24 protein-coding genes are annotated in these 21998 nt (G+C 55.7%); 12 read left to right on the forward strand and 12 right to left on the reverse strand.

All coding sequences use genetic code 11. From position 1 onward, the window contains the following. Positions 1–15: 15 nt before the first annotated feature. The 4 genes from MELB17_RS21095 (at position 16) to MELB17_RS21110 (ending at position 6829) form a co-directional block, all read left to right on the forward strand. Positions 16–621: a Maf family protein gene (locus MELB17_RS21095; RefSeq protein ID WP_036185865.1), complete on the forward strand. Its 606-nt coding sequence runs from the start codon at positions 16–18 to the stop codon at positions 619–621. Further along, entirely contained in the window at positions 618–2108 is a 1491-nt protein-coding gene (gene rng / locus MELB17_RS21100; protein ID WP_007352382.1) for a ribonuclease G, read from the forward strand. The genes MELB17_RS21095 and rng overlap by 4 nt, the downstream gene beginning before the upstream one ends. 37 nt (positions 2109–2145) lie before the next feature. Continuing rightward, positions 2146–5880, forward strand: a complete 3735-nt coding sequence (locus MELB17_RS21105; protein ID WP_007352383.1) for a YhdP family protein — start codon at positions 2146–2148, stop codon at positions 5878–5880. Positions 5881–5986: 106 nt separating this feature from the next. Continuing rightward, positions 5987–6829, forward strand: coding sequence for a carbon-nitrogen hydrolase family protein (locus tag MELB17_RS21110; RefSeq protein ID WP_007352384.1), 843 nt, complete (start codon positions 5987–5989; stop codon positions 6827–6829). Between the two features lie 39 nt (positions 6830–6868). Here the strand turns inward: MELB17_RS21110 and yjgA are convergent, their stop codons facing one another. The 12 genes from yjgA to MELB17_RS21170 all read right to left on the reverse strand — a co-directional run bounded on the left by yjgA (position 6869) and on the right by MELB17_RS21170 (position 16240). Beyond that, positions 6869–7393, reverse strand: coding sequence for a ribosome biogenesis factor YjgA (gene yjgA, locus MELB17_RS21115; protein WP_007352385.1), 525 nt, complete (start codon positions 7391–7393; stop codon positions 6869–6871). Positions 7394–7476: 83 nt separating this feature from the next. Next, entirely contained in the window at positions 7477–8838 is a 1362-nt protein-coding gene (mgtE, locus tag MELB17_RS21120) for a magnesium transporter (RefSeq protein ID WP_007352386.1), read from the reverse strand. Between the two features lie 61 nt (positions 8839–8899). After that, positions 8900–9169, reverse strand: a complete 270-nt coding sequence (locus MELB17_RS21125; RefSeq protein ID WP_007352387.1) for an HPr family phosphocarrier protein — start codon at positions 9167–9169, stop codon at positions 8900–8902. Between the two features lie 7 nt (positions 9170–9176). Continuing rightward, a complete protein-coding gene (gene rapZ / locus MELB17_RS21130; RefSeq protein WP_007352388.1) occupies positions 9177–10061 on the reverse strand; it encodes an RNase adapter RapZ in 885 nt (294 codons plus the stop codon). Between the two features lie 52 nt (positions 10062–10113). Next, the gene (gene ptsN, locus MELB17_RS21135; RefSeq protein ID WP_007352389.1) at positions 10114–10581 is read right to left on the reverse strand and encodes a PTS IIA-like nitrogen regulatory protein PtsN; all 468 of its coding nucleotides are present in this window, start codon (positions 10579–10581) and stop codon (positions 10114–10116) included. Between the two features lie 85 nt (positions 10582–10666). Continuing rightward, on the reverse strand, positions 10667–10966 hold the full coding sequence (gene hpf, locus MELB17_RS21140) for a ribosome hibernation promoting factor (RefSeq protein ID WP_007352390.1): 300 nt from the start codon (positions 10964–10966) through the stop codon (positions 10667–10669). Positions 10967–11009: 43 nt separating this feature from the next. Beyond that, positions 11010–12602 carry an RNA polymerase factor sigma-54 gene (locus MELB17_RS21145; RefSeq protein WP_007352391.1) on the reverse strand — a complete coding sequence of 531 codons (1593 nt, stop codon included), beginning with the start codon at positions 12600–12602 and terminating at the stop codon, positions 11010–11012. Between the two features lie 170 nt (positions 12603–12772). Next, positions 12773–13498, reverse strand: a complete 726-nt coding sequence (gene lptB / locus MELB17_RS21150; RefSeq protein WP_007352392.1) for an LPS export ABC transporter ATP-binding protein — start codon at positions 13496–13498, stop codon at positions 12773–12775. After that, positions 13476–14057 (reverse strand): lipopolysaccharide transport periplasmic protein LptA, encoded by a 582-nt coding sequence (gene lptA / locus MELB17_RS21155; protein WP_007352393.1) that lies wholly within the window; start codon positions 14055–14057, stop codon positions 13476–13478. Before lptA ends, lptB begins: the two co-directional genes overlap by 23 nt. Then, positions 14041–14655: an LPS export ABC transporter periplasmic protein LptC gene (gene lptC, locus MELB17_RS21160; protein WP_007352394.1), complete on the reverse strand. Its 615-nt coding sequence runs from the start codon at positions 14653–14655 to the stop codon at positions 14041–14043. The genes lptA and lptC overlap by 17 nt, the downstream gene beginning before the upstream one ends. Beyond that, positions 14652–15260 carry a KdsC family phosphatase gene (locus MELB17_RS21165; RefSeq protein ID WP_007352395.1) on the reverse strand — a complete coding sequence of 203 codons (609 nt, stop codon included), beginning with the start codon at positions 15258–15260 and terminating at the stop codon, positions 14652–14654. Before MELB17_RS21165 ends, lptC begins: the two co-directional genes overlap by 4 nt. After that, a complete protein-coding gene (locus tag MELB17_RS21170; protein ID WP_007352396.1) occupies positions 15260–16240 on the reverse strand; it encodes a KpsF/GutQ family sugar-phosphate isomerase in 981 nt (326 codons plus the stop codon). Before MELB17_RS21170 ends, MELB17_RS21165 begins: the two co-directional genes overlap by 1 nt. 235 nt (positions 16241–16475) lie before the next feature. On the opposite strand from MELB17_RS21170, the gene MELB17_RS21175 reads away from it, so the two are divergent. The 8 genes from MELB17_RS21175 to hisG all read left to right on the forward strand — a co-directional run bounded on the left by MELB17_RS21175 (position 16476) and on the right by hisG (position 21915). Further along, complete coding sequence (locus MELB17_RS21175) at positions 16476–17285, forward strand: ATP-binding cassette domain-containing protein (RefSeq protein ID WP_007352397.1); 810 nt, start codon at positions 16476–16478, stop codon at positions 17283–17285. Further along, complete coding sequence (gene mlaE, locus MELB17_RS21180) at positions 17282–18064, forward strand: lipid asymmetry maintenance ABC transporter permease subunit MlaE (RefSeq protein WP_036185879.1); 783 nt, start codon at positions 17282–17284, stop codon at positions 18062–18064. The genes MELB17_RS21175 and mlaE overlap by 4 nt, the downstream gene beginning before the upstream one ends. A gap of 27 nt (positions 18065–18091) precedes the next feature. Beyond that, positions 18092–18541 carry an outer membrane lipid asymmetry maintenance protein MlaD gene (mlaD, locus tag MELB17_RS21185; protein WP_007352399.1) on the forward strand — a complete coding sequence of 150 codons (450 nt, stop codon included), beginning with the start codon at positions 18092–18094 and terminating at the stop codon, positions 18539–18541. A gap of 36 nt (positions 18542–18577) precedes the next feature. Beyond that, complete coding sequence (locus tag MELB17_RS21190) at positions 18578–19240, forward strand: phospholipid-binding protein MlaC (protein WP_007352400.1); 663 nt, start codon at positions 18578–18580, stop codon at positions 19238–19240. Then, positions 19240–19581 (forward strand): STAS domain-containing protein, encoded by a 342-nt coding sequence (locus tag MELB17_RS21195; protein ID WP_007352401.1) that lies wholly within the window; start codon positions 19240–19242, stop codon positions 19579–19581. Before MELB17_RS21190 ends, MELB17_RS21195 begins: the two co-directional genes overlap by 1 nt. A gap of 118 nt (positions 19582–19699) precedes the next feature. Further along, positions 19700–19942: a BolA family protein gene (locus MELB17_RS21200; RefSeq protein ID WP_007352402.1), complete on the forward strand. Its 243-nt coding sequence runs from the start codon at positions 19700–19702 to the stop codon at positions 19940–19942. A 30-nt stretch (positions 19943–19972) separates the two neighbouring features. Next, on the forward strand, positions 19973–21235 hold the full coding sequence (gene murA, locus MELB17_RS21205) for a UDP-N-acetylglucosamine 1-carboxyvinyltransferase (protein ID WP_007352403.1): 1263 nt from the start codon (positions 19973–19975) through the stop codon (positions 21233–21235). 41 nt (positions 21236–21276) lie between these two features. After that, positions 21277–21915, forward strand: coding sequence for an ATP phosphoribosyltransferase (gene hisG, locus MELB17_RS21210; RefSeq protein WP_007352404.1), 639 nt, complete (start codon positions 21277–21279; stop codon positions 21913–21915). Positions 21916–21998 lie beyond the last annotated feature (83 nt).

Here is a 21998-nt window from a genome sequence, read left to right on the forward strand (position 1 = left end):
GACAAGAGGGAGTCAATGCAGACACTGATACTGGCTTCGGCTTCTCCACGCCGCGCCGAATTATTGCAGCAAATTGGTGCACTCTTTGACGTGTGTCCTGCCGCTATTGATGAAAGCCCTCGCCCCGCTGAGCCTGCCGCCGACTACGTTGAACGCATGGCGCGAGAAAAAGCGCTATTAGTGGCTGCTGCCGTGCAACCCGGTGCGCTGGTATTGGGCTCGGACACCTCGGTGATAGTGGACGGCGTCATTCTGGGGAAACCCGTTGACGCTGCGGATGCCAGGGCCACACTGGCGGCGTTGTCTGGGCGCACACACCAGGTGCTCACCGCCGTAGCGCTGGCAAGCGCGGATGGTTGCCGTTCTTGCCTGGTAACCACCAACGTAAGTTTTTGCACTCTGACGGAGGCACAAATTGACGCTTATGTAGCCACCGGCGAGCCCATGGATAAAGCCGGCAGCTACGGCATTCAGGGCCTTGGCGGCATGTTTGTTGAACAATTGCAGGGAAGTTACAGCGCGGTGGTGGGTTTACCGCTTCAGGAAACCGCGGCATTGCTGAGCGTAGCAGGCTATCCTGTGTGGAACCAGTGGCCATGCAGTAAGGAGCGCCAATCATGAGTGAAGAAATTCTGATCAACGTAACACCGGTAGAAACCCGTGTTGCGCTGGTTGAAAACGGGATGTTGCAGGAAGCCTACATCGAACGCGCCAGCCGCAAAGGTATTGTCGGCAATATTTACAAAGGCAAAGTGGTGCGGGTACTTCCGGGTATGGAAGCCGCGTTTGTTGATATTGGCCTTGAGCGTGCGGCCTTCATTCACGCGTCCGATGTGGTTACCAGTCAGCCTGGTAGTGATGACATCAGCGACGGCCCCCGCATGGTGCCAGATATTCGCACCTTGCTGCGCGAAGGTCAGTCGCTGGTGGTGCAGGTCACTAAAGACCCTATTGGCACCAAAGGCGCACGCCTGACCACCCAGCTTTCGATTCCTTCCCGCTATCTGGTCTTTATGCCGGGTGTTAATCACATTGGTATCTCCCAGCGCATCGAAGACGACGCCGAGCGTGCCCGGCTCAAGGCGATTGTAGATGGAGCCGCCTCAGAGCAGGCGTCCTCCGTGGCTATTCAGGGCGGCTACATCATCCGTACCGCCGCAGAAGCCGCCAGCGCAGATGATCTGACCGCCGACATGAAATATTTGCACCGGCTTGGCCAGTCTATCAACGAGCGCATGGGCAAGGTTCAGGCGCCAGCGGTGATTTATCAGGATCTGCCGCTGTTTATTCGCACCATTCGCGATCTGATTCGCCCTCAGACTGAAAAAGTGCGCATCGACAGCCGTGAAAGCCATCAGCGGGTGATGGAATTTGTGCACGAGTTCGTTAGCGAGTTTGCTGACAAAGTGGAGTATTACCCGGGTGAGCGCCCGATTTTCGATCTGTATTCGGTAGAAGATGAAATCCAGAAGGCCCTTAGCCGCAAAGTGCAGCTAAAATCCGGCGGCTATGTGATTATCGACCAAACCGAAGCGATGACCACGATCGACATCAATACCGGGGCATTTGTTGGCCACCGCAATCTTGAAGAAACCATTTTCAAAACCAACCTGGAAGCGGCTCGTGCCATCAGCCGCCAGCTGCGCCTGCGTAATCTGGGCGGCATTATTATTATCGACTTTATCGATATGGACGACGCCGAACACAAACGCCAGGTGCACCGCATGCTGGAGAAAATGCTGGAACGGGACCACGCCAAAACCAAAATTACCGGGGTATCCGAATTGGGCCTGGTGGAAATGACCCGCAAGCGCACCACCGAATCCCTGGGTCAGGTGCTGTGTGAGCCCTGCCCGATCTGCGACGGTCGTGGCTTTCTGAAAACGGGTGAAACGGTGTGTTATGAAATTTTTCGCGAAATATTGCGGGTGAATCGCGCTTATGACACCGAAAGCTATCTGGTAATGGCGTCGCAACGCGTTGTCGACCTGTTGGTTGATGAAGAGTCGGATAATGTGGCCGATCTGGAAACCTTCATCTGCAAAACCATTCGCTTTCAAGTCGAACCTTTCTACAGCCAGGAGCAGTATGATGTTGTGCTGTTGTAAGCTTGCTGCTGGCAACCGGCGTTTGGAGTAAGGCTCGGTGTCAAAGCAGGAATCTCCGCCCTCGGCCCCGAATCCCCTGCCGCTGCGCTGGTTAGCGCGTTTGTCTGCGCTGGTATGGTGGCTAGCGCTGGCTTTGTTGCTGCTGTTAGCTCTTTATGTCGGTTTGGGGCGCCAGTTGACCGCGGACATGAACCAGTACCGCGATACCTTGCAGGCCCAGCTGTCGGAACAGCTGGGCTACACAGTCAGCATTGCTGAGCTGTCGGCACGTTGGTATTGGCTAAACCCGGAATTCAGCGCAAAAGATGTGATGGTCACAGAGACCGGCCCGGACGAGCCTTTGGCCTACCTGAGACATCTGCGAATGCGCGTGGATTTTCTGGCCTCGGTGTTGCGTTTGCGCCTGGTGCTGGAAAAGTTCGAGGCTGACGGTCTGGATCTGGCCCTGCGCCAGAAAGCGGCTGGGCAGGTGGTCCTTGCCGGCAGCGGTCTTGAGGTCAGCGACAATTCGTTGCAGCGCTTGGTCGCTTTGGCCGAACGCTGGCTTTCAAAACCTTTTGTTCGCATCACACGCATTCAGCTGGCCGTTACCGACAGCAGTGGCAACCTGCGTCAACTGGATATTCCGCAACTTGATCTGCTTTATCAGCGCGGTCTTTTCCGCGCCTCCGGCCGCGCTATGCAAGCCGGCACCAATCAGCAATTGGCCAGTTTTCGCCTAGTAGGCCGGCGCTTTCTGTTGGGTCAGTTCACCGGTCAACTATACGTAGACGTTGCTTCCGGGCGCCTGTTTGATGGTCTGATCGACGACTATCGCTGGCGTGATATGCGTGTGGAAGGCTTTGATGTGGGCGGCCAGGCCTGGCTAAGCTTTCGTGACGGCCAGTTGGAGCAGGTCAACGGGACCTTGCGCACCCCCTACTTGCAATTAGGGGTTGGTGCCATGTCGCTGGCTCCGCTGGAAGACATTCGCGCCCGTTTTGGATGGCGCCGCGACGAGCAAACGCCTGGCGGCATCGGTGAATGGCACCTGCGGCAGCTGCAATGGCGTTGGAACGGCGATCAGGTGTCCCCATTCAGCGCAAGACTGACAGCGCTGCCTAACAGTTCTGCCGAGGCCGGTACTGATTCCGCTGGCGTAAGATTTGTGGCTGATGCGCTTCCGCTGCGGCCATTGCGCCGGCTTGTGGCGGCATTGCCGCAGCTTGCCCAGGCGGCGTTGGACGACTACAAACCCGCAGGCTTTCTGGACGCTATGAGGTTGGACATACCCCATGCGGACCCGGCCGATTTTCAGCTCAGCGCCCGGCTGCGCGATGTCAAAGTTAGCGCACACAACGGCGCGCCGGCTGCCAGCTATGTACAAGGGCATATCTACGTTGACCGCCGTGGCGGCTATGTGGATACCTATGCCGCAGAGCAGCCGGTAGAAATAGAATTTCCTGAACTGTTTTCGGCACGCTGGCAGTTTCCCCGCTTCAAAGCCCTGGTAGCCTGGCAGATTGACGGTGCTCTGATACGGGTTTTTTCTGAAGGCATGCGCCTGGGTTTGGGTGAGCAGACCGAGTTGATTGGTGGTTTTGATCTGCGCCTGGATCAGCATGGCGATGACAATCTGGGTTTGCAGGTACAGATTGAGAACGGTGACGCTGCAATGATTGCGGACCTGGTGCCAGAGTACGCCGTGGCACCGGAGCTCTATAAATGGTTGACGACCGCCATTGAGGCCGGCCGGATTTCCTCTGGCGCTTATTACGGCCACGGCCAGATTGGCGCTGGGGCGCCACCGGAATCGTTTATGTCGGCTATGTGGTACCAGTTTGAAGAAGCCATTCTGCGCTATGACCCACAGTGGCCGACGGTGACCGGCGCCCGCGGCCGGGTGGAAGTTCATAACGGCTCGGCGGTGGTCAGCGTAGAACAGGCAAATAGCGGTGGCTTGCAACTGCGGCCGAGCACGGTGCGGCTGGTCACTGATAACGAAAGCCCCGTGGTGAGCGTTAACATAGCGGCTCAAGTGCCCGCGCAAGCCATTGACCTGTGGATGAAGAACAGCCCACTGGGAGAGGTTGCCGGCGACGGTTTAAGCCAGATTTCTCTTACCGGCAGTGCGGATTTACAGCTGGCTTTGCGCTTACCCTTAAACCAGCCCCGGCAATTTTCAGTGGATGCTCTCGTGGTGGCCAACGATGTGGGTTTGCAACATCTGCCTTCAGGCCTGAAATGGACGCAGATTCGCGGGCAGGCCCGGTATCGCAGTAAACAGGGTTTCAGTGGCGCTCCGATGCAGGGGGTGTTTGAGGGCCAGCCTGTCACCATAGGTTTGGCTCGTAACGAACCGGACGGGTTAACCGTTACCCAGAGTGGCCAGTTGGATGCTGAAGCCCTCAGGCAATTAGCGGGTGTAGGCGCTGATGCCAGTTACGGCATCAGTGGAGCGTTAACCTACAGCGCCGATCTGGTTCTTATGGCGGCCAGCCCGCCAGAGCTGGAGTTGTATTCAGACTTACGCGGGCTGGCCATAGACTGGCCAGGGTCTCTCGAAAAAGCGACGACTGAGACCGCGCCTTTACGCCTGACTCTGGATTCGTCGGTAAAAGATGGTGTGGCATTTGGGGTGAATTGGGAAAATCGTGGCCATGGCTATGTGCGTACACTGGACACCGGGTTTGATGCCCGCGTGGATTACCTTCAGCTTGGTAGCAGTCGATTAAGTGATATAAACATCAGTGCTCTGGATCTGGATAAGCAATGGACAGTGCGATTGGACTCAGACCTGGTCAGCGGACGCATAGAGGTTCCGAACGACGGTTCTGAGCTGACGGTGGATTTACAACACCTGAACTTGCCTCGTAACGATTCGCAGGACCCAGCACCCATGGCAGCGGCGAACCTGCGTGATAGCGTTGACTCAGGCGCCGCGGCCAAGCTGCGGCCTCAAGACTGGCCTTCCGCAGATGTTCGCATAGCTCAGCTCGCCCTGGCCGGCGAGCCGCTGGGGCAATGGTCATTCTTGCTGCGCCCCCAGGCTGGTGGCGTAAGCATCGAGTCCATTGAGGGCAAACTGGAATCCCTGGCGCTGGCGGGTGAATTCAACTGGCTGTTGCAAGGGCAAAATCAGGTTAGCCGTTTTAAAGGTAGCGTCACGGGGGGCCAACTGGCTGAACTTGGCGGGTTGTTTGGTGCGGATGTACCTCTTGAGAACCTTGCGACCAATATTGAACTGGCGCTGGAATGGCCAGGTCGCCCGGACCAGTTCGGGCTCAAGCAGCTGAGCGGCGATATCAGTATGACCCTGGAAGACGGTGTGATTCTGCAACAAAACAACAGTGCTCAGCTGTTTCGTGTGTTCAACCTGCTGAACACCGACACCCTGTGGCGTAGGCTGCAGTTGGATTTCTCAGACTTGTATGAACGCGGCGTGGCGTTTGACGCGCTTTCTGGCAAGGCGCAGATCGCTAATGGGCTGTTAACCCTGAACCCCGAACTGCAAATTGTGGGTCCCTCTGGCGCCTTTAAACTCAGCGGCACCACCGATATGGCTTCTGAGACTCTGGATATGCGTCTGGTAGTGGTGGTGCCGTTAACTCAGAATTTGCCTCTGGCGGCTTTGCTAATGGGGGCAGGAGCGCCGATTGGAGGTGCTCTGTTTGTGCTGGACAAAATATTGGGTGATCCGTTAAGCAAGCTGACCAGCGCCAGTTATAAGGTGTCTGGAACCTGGAACGAGCCCAAAACCAGCTTACAGGGCGTGTTCGGCACAGGTGACTAAACGCCGCTGCTGTCCGGGTTCATAATTGCGTTGGTAATGGGCATAAGAGCAAGATATCGGATAATTACAATTAAGGTATCTAGCATAACAATTAAGGAGTGTGGTGATGACACAGCAATCCTCGACGCTTGTGGCGGCCCTGCAAATGGTCAGTGGGCACCAGATTCAGGATAACCTGAATGCTGCTGCGGCGCTGTTGCAGCAGGCCGCGGAGGCGGGCGTAAAGGTGGCGGTACTGCCGGAGAATTTTGCAGTACTGGCTAGCGATCAAATGCTTCCCTGCGGGCAGCAGGAGGCCGGTAACCAGAGTGTTATTCGGGCTTTTTTGGCTCAACAGGCGAAAACCCTGAAGATTTGGATTGTAGGCGGTTCACTGCCGCTGGCACTGCGCCCAGACGGTTCGGTCATGGCTGACCGGGTGCGAGCCAGTTGCCTGGTGTTCAATGATCTGGGCGACGAAGTGGCGCGTTATGACAAAATCCACTTGTTTGATGCCCAAGTGGACGATGCTCACGGCCAATACCGCGAGTCGGATACCTTCGAAGCGGGGGACCAGGTGGTCACCGTGGACACGCCAGCCGGGCGCCTGGGGCTGGCGGTTTGCTACGACCTGCGCTTTCCGGAGCTGTTCCGCGCACTGCGCGACAAAGGCGCTGACTGGGTATGCCTGCCCAGCGCCTTTACCTGGAAGACCGGAAATGCCCACTGGCACGCGCTGATTCGGGCGCGTGCCATTGAAAATCAGCTATACGTAGTGGCGGCCGGGCAAGGCGGGCACAACAGCAGTCAGCGCCGCACCTACGGCCATAGTTTGATTTGCGACCCCTGGGGCAGTGTGCTGGCCGAGGTTAACGAGGATGGTCCCGGGGTGGCGACCGCAGCGTTGGACAAACACTGGCTGGATCAGCTGCGCCAGCAAATGCCGGTATGGAGTCATCGCCGCCTGTAGCGGTCGTTACGCAAACAGTCAGAACCGCTTACCACTGGCTTACATTTGCTCGTTGGCGTCAATGCACTCGCGCAGGTAGCGAAACAGTTTTCGGCCGTGGCCGGCACTTTGCGGCTTCTGCACTTCATTGCGGGCATTACGTGCCAAATTGCGCAAATGCTGGATATCCGCATCCGGGCAGTGGCTTAAAAACTCGCCAATAATGCTGTCGCCCTCGGTGATGATACGGTCGCGCCAACGCTCAGCCAGGTGATGGCGGCGGGTGTGCTCTAAACTGCCCGCGGAGAACGCGGTTATAGCGGCCTGCAATGCTTCGGGGTCGGGCTCCTGACGGATGATCTTGCCAATGTATTGCAGGTGCCGGCGCTTGGCTTCGTTTTGGCGAATGCGGACCGATTCGTCGATGGCGCGGCGCAGCGTGTCGCTGATTTGCAGGCTATCGAGCTGCTCATGGTTTAGCTCCAGCATTTGCTTGCCCATGCTTTGCAGCGCGTGCATCTCGCGCTTGAGCTGGGACTTGCTGGGGCCGTCGTATTCAAACTCTTCTTCGTTATGATCAATCATTAGATTACCGGTTACTTAGGTGTAAAAAGCTATTCAGATGTAAAAATTTATTTAGATGTAAAGAGCATCGAGATGTAAAAAGCTCAGGCATAAAAAAGAGTCGCCAGGCCAAGAAAGGACACAAACCCGACAACGTCGGTGACGGTGGTAAGGATCACACCGCCGGCCAGCGCGGGGTCAATATTACGCGACTTAAGAAACAACGGTAACACGGTGCCCACCAAGGCTGCAGCGACAAGATTGATCACCAGCGCCGCGGCAATAATAGCGCCCAGCATAATGTCCTTGAACCACAGGGTAGCCGCGCCGGCCACGACCAAAGCCCACAACACGCCATTCATCGCACTCACCAGAAACTCGCGGTTTAACAACCAGCCTACATTGGCGCTGCTGATCTGACCAACGGCCATACCGCGGATGACCAGTGTCAGGGTCTGGCTGCCGGCAATGCCGCCCATACTGGCCACAATGGGCATCAGCACCGCCAGTGCCACCACCTTGGTAATGGTCTCTTCAAACAGACCGATGACTCCAGAGGCGATAAACGCGGTCATTAGATTAATGCCCAGCCAAACCGCGCGCCTGCGCGAGGTTTTCCAAACCGGCGCAAAGGTATCTTCATCGTCATCCAAACCCGCCATCCGCATCAGCGAGTGATCGGCATCCTCGCGGATAACATCGACCACGTCATCGATGGTGATGCGGCCCAGCAGTTTGCCATTTTCGGCTACCACCGGCGCCGAGATCAGGTCATAACGCTCAAACAGGATGGCAACCTTGGTATCCGACAAAGTGACAGGGATGGGCTCAATATTGGTGTCCATCACTTCACGCACGGTGGCGGCAGGATTCGATACCAGCAAGGAAGTAACCGGCAGCATGCCGATAAATTCATCGCGACGGCTGACCACAATCAGGCTGTCGGTCATAGAGGGCAGGGTGCGGTGGCGGCGCAGATAACGAAGCACCACGTCAATGCTGATGTCCGGGCGCACCGTAATGGTGTCGGTGTTCATCAAACCGCCGGCGGTGTCTTCGGGGTACGACAGTACCTCCTCCACCCGCTGGCGATCTTGTTCGTCCATGGTGTTCAGAACTTCCTGAATCACCGTGTCGGGGAGCTGTTGAAGCAAGTCGGCCAGATCGTCCGACTCAAAGTCTTCAATCAGATCGGCCAGCTCCTGAGCATTGAATTTGCTTAGAAAATCGCCCCGAATGTCTTCATTTAGATACTGAAGGACTTCGCCTTCAAGCTGTTTGTCGACCAGATTCCACAGCAGCGATCGTTGCCGCGGAGGCGATGATTCCAGCAGGTGGGCGATATCACTGGGGCTGAGGCCGCCATTGAGGATGCGTGCGACTTGCTTCAGGGCGCCACTGTCCAGCGCTTCGCCTAATGAGCGGAGTCGCTGGCGTGCCTGGCTTTTTTCCAGAATATCGGTCATGGCTCATCCGCGGTCAGAAAACGGCTGTATTATAGCGGACTTGCAGACGCTGCGTGAGCGACTATTCGCCCTCGCCAAAGTAATCGTTGATCAGTTCTGTCAACGCGATGATGGCCTGTTGCTCGTCGTCACCGTCGGCAATCAGTTCAACTTCCGTGCCCTGGCTGGCGGCCAGCATCATCACCTGCATGATGTTTTTGGCATCCACTTCACGGCCTTTTCCGGCGATTCTGATCTTGCTTTGGTGAGCAGACGCTGTGGCCACCAGTTTGGCCGTTGCGCGGGCGTGCAGACCCAGTTTGTTGATGATAAACAGCTGGCGGCGGATCATGGTTGAATCAGGCGTCCTGTACGGTTTTCAGGTGCAGTAGTTCGGAGTGACGTACTTGCACGTTGTTGCTGTGCTGGCGGAAGTGGGCGCCCATTTGCTCGCAGACGTAAACCGAGCGATGCTGGCCGCCGGTACAGCCAATGGAAATGGTCATGTAGCTGCGGTTGCTGTCGGCAAATGCCGGTAGCCACGAGGTCAGAAAAGCAATGATTTCCTGCACCATTTTTGCGCTCATGGGTTCGCTCTCCAAAAACTCGATCACCGGCTGGTCCATGCCAGTAAACTTGCGCAGAGAGGTGTCCCAGTGAGGATTGGGCAGACAACGCACGTCAAATACGTAGTCTGAATCAACCGGTACGCCGTGCTTGAAACCGAATGACTGGAACAGCAACGCCAGTTCCTGGTCTTTGCGGCCGACCACCCGCTGCTTGACCATGTCCCGCAAATCGTACATGCCCATGCCAGTGGTGTTGATGTACAGGTCAGCCAGATTAGACAAGGGTTCCAGCAGCTTTTTTTCCGAGCTGATGGCTTCGCGCAATGACGTGCGATCGTCGCTCAGCGGGTGCTTGCGTCGGGTAGCATGAAAGCGTTGCAGCAGAGATTGCTCGTCGGCGTCTAAAAATATGATTTCAGCGCTGATGCCGGTGTCCTTCAGGCGTCCGTGAATAACTTCGAAATTGGCCAGCTCACCGGACAGGTTGCGCGCGTCTATACTCACCGCCATTTTGTGCAGGCGGCCGGCAGGCTCTTGTGCGGCCGCTTCTTTGGTCAGCGGGAACAGTAGGCCAATGGGTAAGTTGTCGATGCAGTAAAAACCCAGATCTTCAAGAACGTGCAACGCGGTACTTTTACCCGATCCGGAGCGGCCGCTAACAATAATCAGTTTCATCGTTAATAACCCTTTGAGTGCGAACGGTCGAAGTGGATCAGGTCAAGACAGATTAGCGTCCGGAGGTCATACGCTGAAATAGGGTAATGGCATCTTCCGACTGGCGCAGGCGGTCACAAAAAGCCCGGTCGTTGAATTTTTCTGCAAGCTGGCTAAGCAGCTCAAGATGCTCGCTGGTGGCTTCTTTTGGTACAACCAGAGCAAACACCAAATCTACCGGCTGGTTGTCAATTGCATCGAAGTCCACGCTCTCGCTGAGGGTGATGAGCAGGCCAATAACGCGCTCCAGGCCTTCCAGGCGGCAGTGGGGGATGGCGATGCCCTGGCCGATCCCGGTAGACCCCAGGCGCTCGCGGGCAATCAGATTGCTGAATATCTGAGTGTCGCCCAAGGTGGCGTTATGCAGGTGAATCTGCTCTGCAATAAACTCAAGAACCCTTTTCTTGCTGGACGCTGGCACCTTGCAAAGTGTCAGTTCCGGGGCAAGGATGGTGTCTATAGTCAGGGATGTCTCGCTCATGGGTCGACGGTACTTCCATTAAAAAAAAGGCTGCGGCATGGTGCCATGCCGCAGCGCGTGAAGCATTTACGCGTTGTATCCGGTGTTAGTTACCGTGCATCCGGGATACTTGCTTTTCTTTGTGCTTGAGAATCTGGCGGTCCAGTTTGTCCACCAGAGCGTCAATAGCTGCGTACATGTCTTCATTTTCGGCCTTAGCGTGCAATTCGCCACCGCTAATATTTACGGTAGCTTCGGCTATCTGGCGCAATTTTTCCACCTGCAGAGTCACATTGGTGTTACTTATCTGGTCGAAGTGGCGCTCCAGGCGCTGGAACTTTTCGTTCACGTACTCTTTGAGTGCTTCGGTCAGTTCGACATGATGGCCAGAAATATTGAGTTGCATAGGCTTCTCCTGCTATTGCGTTGGTGTTGTTACGTTGGTGCTGCTACACCAGTCGCTTTCTTTCGTTCGATGGAGGTATTTGCAGTGCCTCCCGGTATTTGGCCACGGTACGCCGTGCCACTTGGATTCCCTGTTCCCCAAGCATGGCGGCAATCTTGCTGTCGCTCAACGGTTTTTTGGAGGTTTCGACGGCTATCAGTTTTTTTATCATGGCGCGGATGGCGGTTGAAGAACATTCTCCGCCAGCATCGGTACTGACATGGCTTGAGAAAAAATATTTGAGCTCAAAAATACCGCGAGGTGTGTGCATGAACTTCTGGGTGGTTACCCGGGAGATGGTAGATTCATGCATTTCTACGGCTTGGGCGATTTCCGAAAGGATCAGCGGCTTCATGGCTTCTTCCCCCTGGTCTAGAAAGCCCTGTTGATATTCCACAATACGGGTAGCCACTTTCAGCAGCGTTTCGTTGCGGCTTTGCAGGCTTTTGATGAACCATTTGGCCTCTTGCAATTGATCGCGCATATAGGTGTTGTCAGCGCTGCTATCGGCACGCTTTATCAATGAAGCATAGCTGGCATTGACACGAATGCGCGGTGCAATTTCTGGGTTCAGCTCTACCCGCCAGCGCTCGTTGCGCTTGTACACAATCACGTCTGGAATCACGTAGTCCGGTTCGGTTCGGTCAATCACATCGCCGGGGCGCGGGTTCAGGCTGGTAATCAGCGCCAGTACCTGTTTTAGCTGGTCTTCTTTGAGGCGACTACGGCGCAGCAGTTGGGCGTAGTCACGGTTGCCCAGCAGGCTGATGTAGTGGGTGATGACCATGCGCGCCTGAGAAACCCAAGGGGTGTCTGGTGGCATCTGGTTCAGCTGGATTAGCAGGCATTCCTGCAAGTCGCGGCCAAACACACCGGGTGGGTCAAAAAACTGCAGGCGCCTTAGTACCGCTTCCAGTTCATCCAGTTCCAGAGGGTCGTCGTCATGCTCGTCCTGCAGGCCGGTATAAATCTCGGCCAGCGAGCTGCTCAGGTAGCCGCGCTCGTCAACAGCGTCCATCAGGGCGTGAGCAACGGCGCGGTCGCGGTCAGTCATGGTGGTCAGGTTGAGCTGCCACTCCAGGTGATCGCGCAGGGTTTCAGTAGGTGAGTTGCGGGTTTCAAAATCGTAGTCATTATCGTCGCCATTACTGCTGGCCGGCGCCGGCGCCGATTGGTATACGTCGTCCCAGGCGGTGTCTACCGGCAGGTCGTCTGGCAGGGTATCGGGTATTTCATTTTCGCTGGCCCAGTCGGGACCGTTTTCGTTTTCGTCCCAGTCTTTGCTGGTGTCTAAAGAGGCCTCTGCTGCGCTCTCAGCGGTGCCGTCCATCCCACTATTTATGGCACTATCTATCCCACGATCGTCTGCACTGGAGTCCGTGTTTTGATCGTTTTTAGTGTCCGCGTGCGTGGATTCCTCGTCGCCGTGATCGTCCTCTTCCGGGGCTTCCAACATGGGGTTGGACTCCAGTGCCTGCTGGATTTCCTGTTGCAAGTCGAGGGTAGAAAGCTGTAGCAGGCGAATCGCCTGCTGGAGCTGGGGCGTCATGGTCAGGCTCTGGCCCAGCTTGAGCTGCAAAGAAGCTTTCATTACCATTCTTGGAAATCCATTACTCGATCGGTTGGCGCGTGGCAGCCACTAAAAAAAGGTTGGCTAACCGGGGTTTGCGTTCACAAGCAAGTTCTCTGCCGAGTCTACTAGAGTTCGCCGGGGAATCAACCGATTCACCTGTGGCGGTGTCATCGCATGCCCACTTCTAAAGTTTATTACAACCGGAATTCGTTGCCCAGGTAGACCTCTTTGACCTGTTGATTGCCAAAGATTTCGGCGGAGCTGCCGGAGGCAATAATATGGCCCCCGGATACAATGTAGGCGTTTTCGCAGATGTCCAGCGTATCGCGCACGTTGTGGTCGGTGATCAGTACGCCTATGCCTTTGTCGCGCAGGTGGCGAATGATTTGCTTGATGTCGCTAACCGAGATTGGGTCTACCCCGGCGAAGGGTTCGTCCAGCAGAATAAAAGCGGGCTCCATAGCCAGTGCGCGAGCAATTTCTACCCGGCGACGCTCGCCCCCAGACAGTGCCATACCCATACTGTCGCGGATGTGATTGATGTGAAACTCGGCTAGCAATTCCTCTAACTTCGCCTCGCGTTCCGCCCGCTTCATACTTTTGCGGGTTTCCAGAATGGCCATGATATTGTCGCGCACGCTGAGTTTGCGAAACACCGAGGCTTCCTGGGGCAGATAGCCAATGCCTTTGCGGGCACGGCCGTGCATCGGCAACGGGGTGATGTCCTGGTTATCGATCGTAATGCGGCCGTGGTCAGCCTGCACCAGCCCGACAATCATGTAAAAGCAGGTGGTTTTGCCGGCACCGTTAGGGCCTAGCAGTCCGACGATTTCGCCGCTGCGAATTTCCAGCGAAACGTCAATCACCACTTTTTTTTGTTTGTAGCTTTTTGCCAGATTACTCGCTCTGAGAACGGCCATCGGATTCCTGCGTGCTGCGCGGCTGGATCGTCATTTCTACCCGGCCTGACCCGGAACCTGCTTCGGTACTGCCTTGAGCAGTGACGACGCGGTTCACGGTGTCGTAAAGAATCAGTTCACCGCGAAAAATATTGCCAGTTTGCCTGATCACTGCGTCGCGTTCAAAGGTGAGCTGCTTCTCGGCAGCAGACCAGGTTATGGTGAGGGCTTTTGCATCAGTTTCCCCTTTTCCGTTGGCCGTGGGCTGAACGTAGTGGGCCGGGGTGCCGGTGGCTTCAATGCGGTTAAGCCCATTTATGTCGCGGTAGAGCACCACCTCTTGAGCAAACAGCTTGGTATCGCCTTGCACCAGTTCAACATCGCCGGTGTAGGTTGCAACGCCTTTGGCATCGTCGAGCCGTGCTGAGTTGGCGGCCACGTTGATGGGGATGTTGGAATCAAGATCAAAGGCCAGGCCTGGCGTGCTGACGAGTAAGCCCGCCAGCCCGAAGCTCAGGCCCAGGCCCAGGCCTCGTGCGCGGCACCAAAAGGGTGTGTTACGTTCAGTTGCCAGTTTCATAGTGTCCTTCCACTTGGGAATCAAGTTCCAGAATACGTTCATTGAGCCAGGCTTTCATGCCCGTGGCGTGGGTGGTGCCGGTGGCGTCAACGATTTCGACGGGGGCATCGGTGTACGCCATATTAGTGCGGTTATCCAGCGTCAATCTGGTCGTGCTCAAGGTGGCGCTGCGCTCACCAATCTGTCGAACAATGCGCACATCACCCTCGAGCTCCAGCTGGCTGTTGCCGTCGCGCAGTTTGCCGTGTTTGGCGGTAAGCTGCCAGGGCTCTGAACCGGGCTGGCCTTGGATTGTGGCTTGTGGTTCGGCCATGATGGCGTATCCGTTGGCCTCAAACTGTTCAATGCGGGGGCTGACAAACTGGATTTTGATGGTGCCTTGTTCGTCGTAAGAGGTGTACAGCGCGTCCACCACAAAGCTGTCGGGCTCGCGGTCACCGCGCAGTTCACTGTCTTGCGTTGGCATTGGTACTTCGTTGTCGCTATGCCACAGCAGGGCAGCGGTGGCAATGACCGTGGCTAGAAGGGCAACCGTTCGCCACCTGGGACGTTGTTCCGGTAACAGCGCAACAAGCAGACCACCTTTACCAAGGCTCATAGCGCGCTTTCCGGGTCGCGGGCGGGCTTAAGATAGGTTTCAAGGTAGGGCGCAAGGGCCGTGTCGAGCTTGCCCTGGGAAGCGAGAATCAGGTCGCAGGCCTCGCGCACCGCGCCATCACCGCCGCGGCTGCGGGTGCAATAATCGGCGTGCTCCTGCAGCAGCCAATAGCCGTTGGGCACCGTAATGCCAAGGCCGGCGTAGCGAAGCGCTGGCAAATCCGGCAAATCGTCGCCCATATACGCAATGTCACTGGCCGGGATGCCCAGCAGATCGACAATCTCCAGCAGTGCGGTGTGTTTGTCCTTGCGGCCTTGCAACAGGTGCGGGATACCCAGGTCAGTCATGCGTTTTTCGGTCAGTGGTGAACGCCTTCCGGTAATGACTGCGACCGTAATGCCTGCGGCCATCAGCTGCTTGAGTCCGAGCCCGTCGAGAATGTTGAAGGCTTTTAGCTCGTCACCGCTGGCACTGAAGTAAATTTTGCCATCGCTCATGATGCCATCCACATCCAGTGCCATCAGGCGAATGTTGGCTGCTTTGGCCAGCACGCTGGCCGGCCATTGCGGGCGGAAATTAGGGGTATCCTTTACAAGTGTGTCCATTAAATGACCCCCGCACGCAGCAGATCGTGCATATTCAAGGCCCCCACCAGCTCACCGTGCTCACCGACTACTGGCAGGGCGCTGATCTTCATTTCTTCCATAATATTCAGAGCTTCTACTGCCAGCTGGTCGGCGCGGATGGTTTTGCCATTACGGGTCATCAGCTGTTCTATGGCGGTGGTGTGTACGTCTACATTTTTATCCAGGCTGCGGCGCAGGTCGCCGTCAGTGAATACGCCTATCAGGGCGCCGTTACTGTCCACCACAGTGGTCATGCCCAGGCCCTTGCGAGAAATTTCCAGTAGCGCACCGCTGAGGGTCGTACCTTCACTGACTATCGGAACGCTATGGCCACTGTGCATGATGTCTAAGACTCGCAACAGCAGACGGCGACCCAGGCGCCCCCCAGGGTGCGAAAACGCAAAGTCTTCGGCGCTAAAGCCCCGTGCTTCCAACAGGGCAACGGCCAGGGCATCGCCCATCACCAATGTGGCGGTCGTACTGGATGTGGGTGCCAAGCCTAACGGGCAGGCTTCTTTAAGTACGCTAACGTCCAGATTGGCCAATGCTTCCTGTGCCAGAAGCGACTGCGGGTCACCAGTCATGCTGATCAGCGGCGTGCCCATGCGTTTCAACAGTGGCAGCAGGGTGACCACTTCGTTGGTATTGCCGCTGTTGGATATGGCGATCACCACGTCCTGGCTGGTAATCATGCCCAGATCACCATGGCTGGCCTCACCAGGATGAACAAAAAAAGCCGGTGTGCCGGTACTGGCCAGAGTCGCGGCAATTTTGTTGCCGATATGGCCAGATTTGCCCATACCGGTCACCACTACACGGCCGCGGCAAGCCATAATTGTCTGACAGGCGCTTGTGAATGATTCACCAATACGCTGCTCAAGGCTGGTAATGGCATCGCGCTCGATGCGGATGGTGTTGAGCGCGGATTCTCGGAAATCCTTTGGCACTGGGTCTGTCATCCTGTTCCTGCTCTTTAAGTCTAATTCGGCTGATGGCCGAGATTTCGCCACTTGGGCTGTCATGAAGCGCCGCTTGGGCTGTCGTGAAACAGAGTATAACATTGCACAGCCGTGGGCTGTCTCTGAATGGGTCAAAACCCGGCTGCGGCCAGTTCGCAAGGTTACATTTTAGCCATAGCGGATTGAGCTTGAGTGCGTCTTGGCATAATGTAGCGGCTCTTTTAAGGGGTAGGTTATGGCAGAAGCTGCTTATATTTCCTTGGCAAACGTGGTTTTTTCGCGATCTGGGCGGCGTATTTTTGATGGCCTCAGTTTGCAAATTCCTCGTGGCAAGATCACTGCGATCATGGGCCCTAGTGGCACCGGGAAAACAACATTGTTGCGTTTAATTGGCGGACAGCTGAAGCCGGAGTCTGGCTCGGTTTTGGTTGACGGCCACGACATACCCAAGCTGCGGCGCGGTGCGCTGTATCAGCTGCGGAAAAAGATGGGCATGCTGTTCCAAAGCGGGGCGCTGTTTACCGATGTGAACGTGTACGAGAACGTGGCCTTTCCCCTGAGGGTACACACCAAGCTGCCGGAAGACATGATTCGCGACATCGTTCTGATGAAGTTGGAAGCCGTGGGCCTGCGCGGCGCGAGCGACCTGATGCCCGCAGAGCTGTCCGGCGGCATGACGCGGCGAGTGGCCCTGGCGCGCAGCATTGTGCTGGACCCGGAGTTGATTATGTACGACGAGCCTTTCGCCGGCCAAGACCCCATTGCCATGGGCGTGGTGGTGAAGCTTATTCGACAACTGAACAGTGCCATGGGTCTGACCAGCGTGCTGGTGTCTCACGACGTGCCGGAATCACTCAGTATTTGTCACTACGCCTTTATTCTTTCTGACGGCAAGGTGATTGGCGCGGGCACGCCGGAACAACTGCGCGAGCACTCATCAGACAAGGTGCAGCAGTTCTTGCAGGGCAAGCCCGACGGGCCCGTACCTTTTCACTACCCGGCGCCAGAACGCGCCGTCGATTTCGGGCTGGGAGCAAAGCAATGATGGATGCGATCGCCCGCCTGGGCAAAAATACGCTGGATTTTCTGGCGTCTTTCGGGCGAGCCAGTCAGTTTTTGCTGGGCGTGCTGGTAGGCGTGCCAAAACCGTCGGTGGGCCTGCCACTGCTGTTGAAACAGATATATTCGGTTGGGGTGCTGTCACTGGTGATTGTGGTGGTTTCCGGGCTGTTTATTGGCATGGTACTTGGGTTGCAGGGCTACACGATTCTCAGCGACTTTGGCTCTGAGTCGGCCATTGGCCAGATGATTGCCCTCACCCTGGTGCGCGAATTGGGGCCGGTGGTGACCGCCCTCTTGTTTGCTGGCCGCGCTGGTTCGGCGTTGACCGCAGAAATTGGCCTGATGAAAGCCACAGAGCAGCTTTCGAGCATGGAAATGATGGGCGTAGACCCTTTGCGCCGAGTGATAGCGCCGCGGTTATGGGCGGGCTTTCTGAGTATGCCTATTCTGGCCCTGGTGTTTTCGATGGTGGGTATCCTTGGTGGTATGCTGGTGGGAGTGGAATGGCTGGGTGTGTTCGAAGGCTCGTTCTGGGGCAACATGCAGGCTTCGGTTGATTTTCGTGACGACGTGCTAAACGGCGTCATAAAAAGTGTGGTGTTTGGCTTTGTGTGCGCCTGGATTGCGGTGTATCAAGGCTATGACTGTGTGCCAACATCCGCCGGCATCAGTTCGGCAACCACAAAAACCGTGGTGTATTCGTCGCTGGCCGTACTTGGGCTGGACTTTATATTGACCGCCGTAATGTTCGGCAATTTCTGATTATCTGGAAATTAACAGGAGCCGGTGATGGCGCAAAGAACCATTGAAATAATTGTTGGATTGTTCGTGCTGGCAGGCATGGGTGCCATGATGTTTTTGGCGCTGCAAGTCAGCGGTTTGTCATTGGCTGCGGCTGGCAGCACCTACACCGTATATGCCGACTTTACCGATACTGGAGGCCTGGGGCCGCGGGGTAGAGTGTCAATGGCGGGAGTGCAGGTTGGCTCTATCGAGTCTATCGAGCTGGATCGAGACACGTTTAAGGCCCGCGTAACATTGTCTATTAACTCCGATGTAAACAACATCCCTGCTGACAGCGCCGCGATGATACGCACATCCGGTCTGCTGGGTGAGCAGTATATCGACATATCCATTGGTGGTGATTTGGAGTCGCTGCAGCCGGGTGACAACTTTTACACTACCCAGTCGGCGATGAATATCGAACGGCTGATCAGTAATTTTGCCTCTGGCCGCTAAGGCCTTTTTAACAAGCACCCAACCGGAGACACCAACATGGCTATCGCGCGTTATCGATCCATTTTTCTGTTCGTTTTGCTCAGTCTGCTGGCCGTGTCTGTTCAAGCCGATACTGAAGAACAGTTACGAGCTTATGTGAACGACAACACTCAGCGCATGGTTGAACAGCTCAACCGGGAGCGGGGGTTATACCAAGACGACTCCGACGCGTTTTACAGCAGCATGAATCAAACGATGGAAGGCTTTGTTGACTTTCGCCGCATTGCGGCCCGGGTGATGGGGCGTTATGCCCGTCAGGCGTCTCCGGAACAGCGTGATCAGTTTGTAGAAAAGTTCAAGCGCAGCTTGTTTGAGAGCTATGCCCAGGCTTTAGTAGAGTCACGCAACTTTCGGATCGAGGTTTTAGGCGCTACGTTCAACCCCCGCGATGATAACCGTGCGTCAGTGGATATGCAGGTGATCACCGAAACAGGCAATCGCTATCCGGTTACCTATTCCATGTATCGCGCCAAAAACGACCAGTGGATGATGGAAAACGTGATCGTGGAAGGCGTGAACATTGGGCTCGCGTTCCGCGACCGTTTCAGCCAGGAAATGGAAACCAATCGGGACCAAGTGCAGGTGGTGATCGACGGCTGGAATGATGCGGCTGATAGCCTCAATCTGGAGCAGGCCATTGACGAAAAAGAAGGGCAATAATGAGCGCCAGTAACTCGCAGCCAACGCTTAATTTCAGCGACAATAACCTGACAATTGACGGCCAGGCCGATGCTATGGCCGCTGCCGACCTACGCCAGCGCGGAGAGGCTTTGCTGGCCGGGGCCAAAGGCGACATCACCGTGGATTTGGCCAAGTTGACCAGCGCTAGCAGCTCGTTGCTATCAGTACTTTTGTGTTGGCAACGGTTCGCCCGCGAGCGCTCGCTGAACCTGCGCTTTGCTCACCCCGGTGAGCGCTTGCTGGCGCTGGCCGCGCTGGCGAATCTGAATGACGCATTACCAGGGTTTTCAGCTGTCAGGCCGGGCGTAAACGCGGATTGACCTGGTAAGCATCGTTAGCGGCCAGCATTGATGCGGATTATCCAATGCGAAAGCTGACCGCAGCTGAATAATTAGTTACAATTCCGCCCCTTGATTTTTCAATATCCGAGGAGTGTTTATGGATGTCGCCGAAATTACCACGCTGGTGCAGAATGCGCTGCCAAGCTGTGAGATTCAGGTGCAGGTTGACGGTTCACATTGCATGGTCGTGGCAGTGGGCGACGTTTTTGAAGGTTTACCAACCATCAAACGCCAACAGCTGATCAATAAAGCGCTATTTCAGATGGTTATGGATGGCACAATACACGCTCTGCATCCCAAGGCCTTTACTCCTGCCGAATGGGCTGCGCGCCAGGGCTGATAGCCCGCAAAATACAGGATACTATTTGTTGTGGATAAACTTCTGATTCGCGGGGGCAGGCCGCTAGGCGGTGAAATCCGCATTTCCGGCGCCAAAAACGCTGCTTTGCCGATTCTTGCTGCGACACTTTTGGCCGATGAACCGGTCACCATCAGCAATCTGCCGCACCTGCACGATGTCACCACCATGATTGAGCTGCTTGGCCGTATGGGCGTTGAGCTGATGATTGATGAGAAGATGAGTGTCGAAATTCACGCCAACACCATTAAGCACTTCCATGCACCCTACGAGCTTGTGAAAACCATGCGCGCGTCCATTCTGGTGTTAGGCCCGTTGGTAGCGCATTTTGGCGAAGCACAGGTTTCTTTGCCCGGCGGTTGTGCCATTGGTAGCCGCCCGGTAAACCTGCACATTCAGGGCCTGGAAGCTATGGGCGCTGAAATTTCCGTGGAAAATGGGTACATAAAAGCGAAAACCAATGGCCGCCTGAAAGGCGCGCACATTTTTATGGATATGGTGACCGTTACCGGTACTGAAAACCTGCTGATGGCAGCGACTCTGGCCGATGGCAAAACCATTCTGGAAAATTCCGCTTGCGAGCCAGAAGTGGTGGATTTGGCTGAGTGCCTTATTGCCATGGGCGCCGATATTAAGGGTCATGGCACTTCTACCATTGAGATTAACGGTGTAGAGCGTCTGCATGGCTGCCACCATCATGTACTGCCTGACCGGATTGAAATTGGCACCTATCTTGTGGCCGCTGCTACGACCGGTGGCAGAATAAAACTGAAAGATACTCGCGAAGGTCTGATGGATGTGGTGTTATCCAAGCTGGAAGAAGCTGGCGCCCATATTACCAGTGGTAAAGACTGGATAGAGCTGGATATGAAGGGCAGACGCCCCAAAGCCGTCAGTATTCGTACCGCTCCCTATCCTGCATTTCCTACCGACATGCAGGCCCAGTTTGCGGCCATGAACTGTATCGCCGAAGGCACGGGCACCATCATAGAAACGGTTTTTGAAAACCGCTTCATGCATTTGCAAGAGCTGATCCGCATGGGTGCCGATATCACCATGGAAGGCAACGCGGCGATTATAAAGGGCGTTGACCATTTGACTGGCGCACCGGTCATGGCCACCGACTTGCGTGCCTCTGCCAGCCTTGTGATTGCGGGCTTGGTAGCCCAGGGCGACACGGTGGTTGATCGTATTTACCACATCGATCGCGGTTACGAGTGCATCGAGGAAAAGCTGCAGTTGCTGGGTGCCAGCATTCGCCGTTTGCCGGGTTAAGTAACACGGCAGCAAAGAGATAACGGGAAACCGGATACGATATGACAGATTCCATCACCATTGCCTTGTCGAAAGGCCGCATTCTGGAAGAAACCTTGCCCTTGCTGGCAGAAGCCGGAATTGAGTTGATCGACGACGTAAATAAGTCCCGCAAGCTGGTGTTTCCTACCACCAACAGCCATGTGCGCGTGCTTATCCTTCGAGCCACAGACGTTCCGACCTATGTGCAATACGGTGCCGCTGACTTGGGCGTGACGGGCAAAGACACGCTGATGGAACACGGTGGTGAAGGCCTCTACGAGCCGCTGGACTTGAATATCGCTCGCTGCCGCCTGATGACCGCCGGCGCCAAAGGGTGTCCGGTCCCGACTGGGCGCTTGAAGGTCGCTACCAAGTTTGTGAATCTGGCGCGGCGCTATTATGCAGCTCAAGGCCGCCAAGCCGACATCATCAAGCTTTACGGTGCCATGGAGTTGGCGCCGATTCTGGGTCTGGCCGATGAGATTGTCGACATTGTTGATACCGGCAACACTTTGAAAGCCAACGGCTTGGAAGCGCGGGAATTGATCGAACATATCAGCACCCGATTAATTGTGAATCGTGCCTCCATGAAAATGAAACACGAACGTATAAATCCCATTATCGAAATGATGTCGGCTGCGGTGGAAAAACGACGCTAGTAACCAGCGTTTGCGCATTGAACCGAAGCACGTTTAGGGACGGATTGCTGCCACCCAAAGTTAACAAAGCGAGTGTGGGGAGG

The organism is Marinobacter sp. ELB17 (assembly GCF_000169375.1).
GTDB lineage: Bacteria > Pseudomonadota > Gammaproteobacteria > Pseudomonadales > Oleiphilaceae > Marinobacter.

Coding starts and splice junctions, on each gene's coding strand:
- MELB17_RS21095 (WP_036185865.1), top strand. CDS start 16: ATGCAGACACTGATACTGGCTTCGGCTTCTCCACGCCGCGCCGAATTA.
- rng (WP_007352382.1), top strand. CDS start 618: ATGAGTGAAGAAATTCTGATCAACGTAACACCGGTAGAAACCCGTGTT.
- MELB17_RS21110 (WP_007352384.1), top strand. CDS start 5,987: ATGACACAGCAATCCTCGACGCTTGTGGCGGCCCTGCAAATGGTCAGT.
- yjgA (WP_007352385.1), bottom strand. CDS start 7,393: ATGATTGATCATAACGAAGAAGAGTTTGAATACGACGGCCCCAGCAAG.
- mgtE (WP_007352386.1), bottom strand. CDS start 8,838: ATGACCGATATTCTGGAAAAAAGCCAGGCACGCCAGCGACTCCGCTCA.
- MELB17_RS21125 (WP_007352387.1), bottom strand. CDS start 9,169: ATGATCCGCCGCCAGCTGTTTATCATCAACAAACTGGGTCTGCACGCC.
- rapZ (WP_007352388.1), bottom strand. CDS start 10,061: ATGAAACTGATTATTGTTAGCGGCCGCTCCGGATCGGGTAAAAGTACC.
- ptsN (WP_007352389.1), bottom strand. CDS start 10,581: ATGAGCGAGACATCCCTGACTATAGACACCATCCTTGCCCCGGAACTG.
- hpf (WP_007352390.1), bottom strand. CDS start 10,966: ATGCAACTCAATATTTCTGGCCATCATGTCGAACTGACCGAAGCACTC.
- MELB17_RS21145 (WP_007352391.1), bottom strand. CDS start 12,602: ATGGTAATGAAAGCTTCTTTGCAGCTCAAGCTGGGCCAGAGCCTGACC.
- lptB (WP_007352392.1), bottom strand. CDS start 13,498: ATGGCCGTTCTCAGAGCGAGTAATCTGGCAAAAAGCTACAAACAAAAA.
- lptA (WP_007352393.1), bottom strand. CDS start 14,057: ATGAAACTGGCAACTGAACGTAACACACCCTTTTGGTGCCGCGCACGA.
- lptC (WP_007352394.1), bottom strand. CDS start 14,655: ATGAGCCTTGGTAAAGGTGGTCTGCTTGTTGCGCTGTTACCGGAACAA.
- MELB17_RS21165 (WP_007352395.1), bottom strand. CDS start 15,260: ATGGACACACTTGTAAAGGATACCCCTAATTTCCGCCCGCAATGGCCG.
- MELB17_RS21170 (WP_007352396.1), bottom strand. CDS start 16,240: ATGACAGACCCAGTGCCAAAGGATTTCCGAGAATCCGCGCTCAACACC.
- MELB17_RS21175 (WP_007352397.1), top strand. CDS start 16,476: ATGGCAGAAGCTGCTTATATTTCCTTGGCAAACGTGGTTTTTTCGCGA.
- mlaE (WP_036185879.1), top strand. CDS start 17,282: ATGATGGATGCGATCGCCCGCCTGGGCAAAAATACGCTGGATTTTCTG.
- mlaD (WP_007352399.1), top strand. CDS start 18,092: ATGGCGCAAAGAACCATTGAAATAATTGTTGGATTGTTCGTGCTGGCA.
- MELB17_RS21190 (WP_007352400.1), top strand. CDS start 18,578: ATGGCTATCGCGCGTTATCGATCCATTTTTCTGTTCGTTTTGCTCAGT.
- MELB17_RS21195 (WP_007352401.1), top strand. CDS start 19,240: ATGAGCGCCAGTAACTCGCAGCCAACGCTTAATTTCAGCGACAATAAC.
- MELB17_RS21200 (WP_007352402.1), top strand. CDS start 19,700: ATGGATGTCGCCGAAATTACCACGCTGGTGCAGAATGCGCTGCCAAGC.
- hisG (WP_007352404.1), top strand. CDS start 21,277: ATGACAGATTCCATCACCATTGCCTTGTCGAAAGGCCGCATTCTGGAA.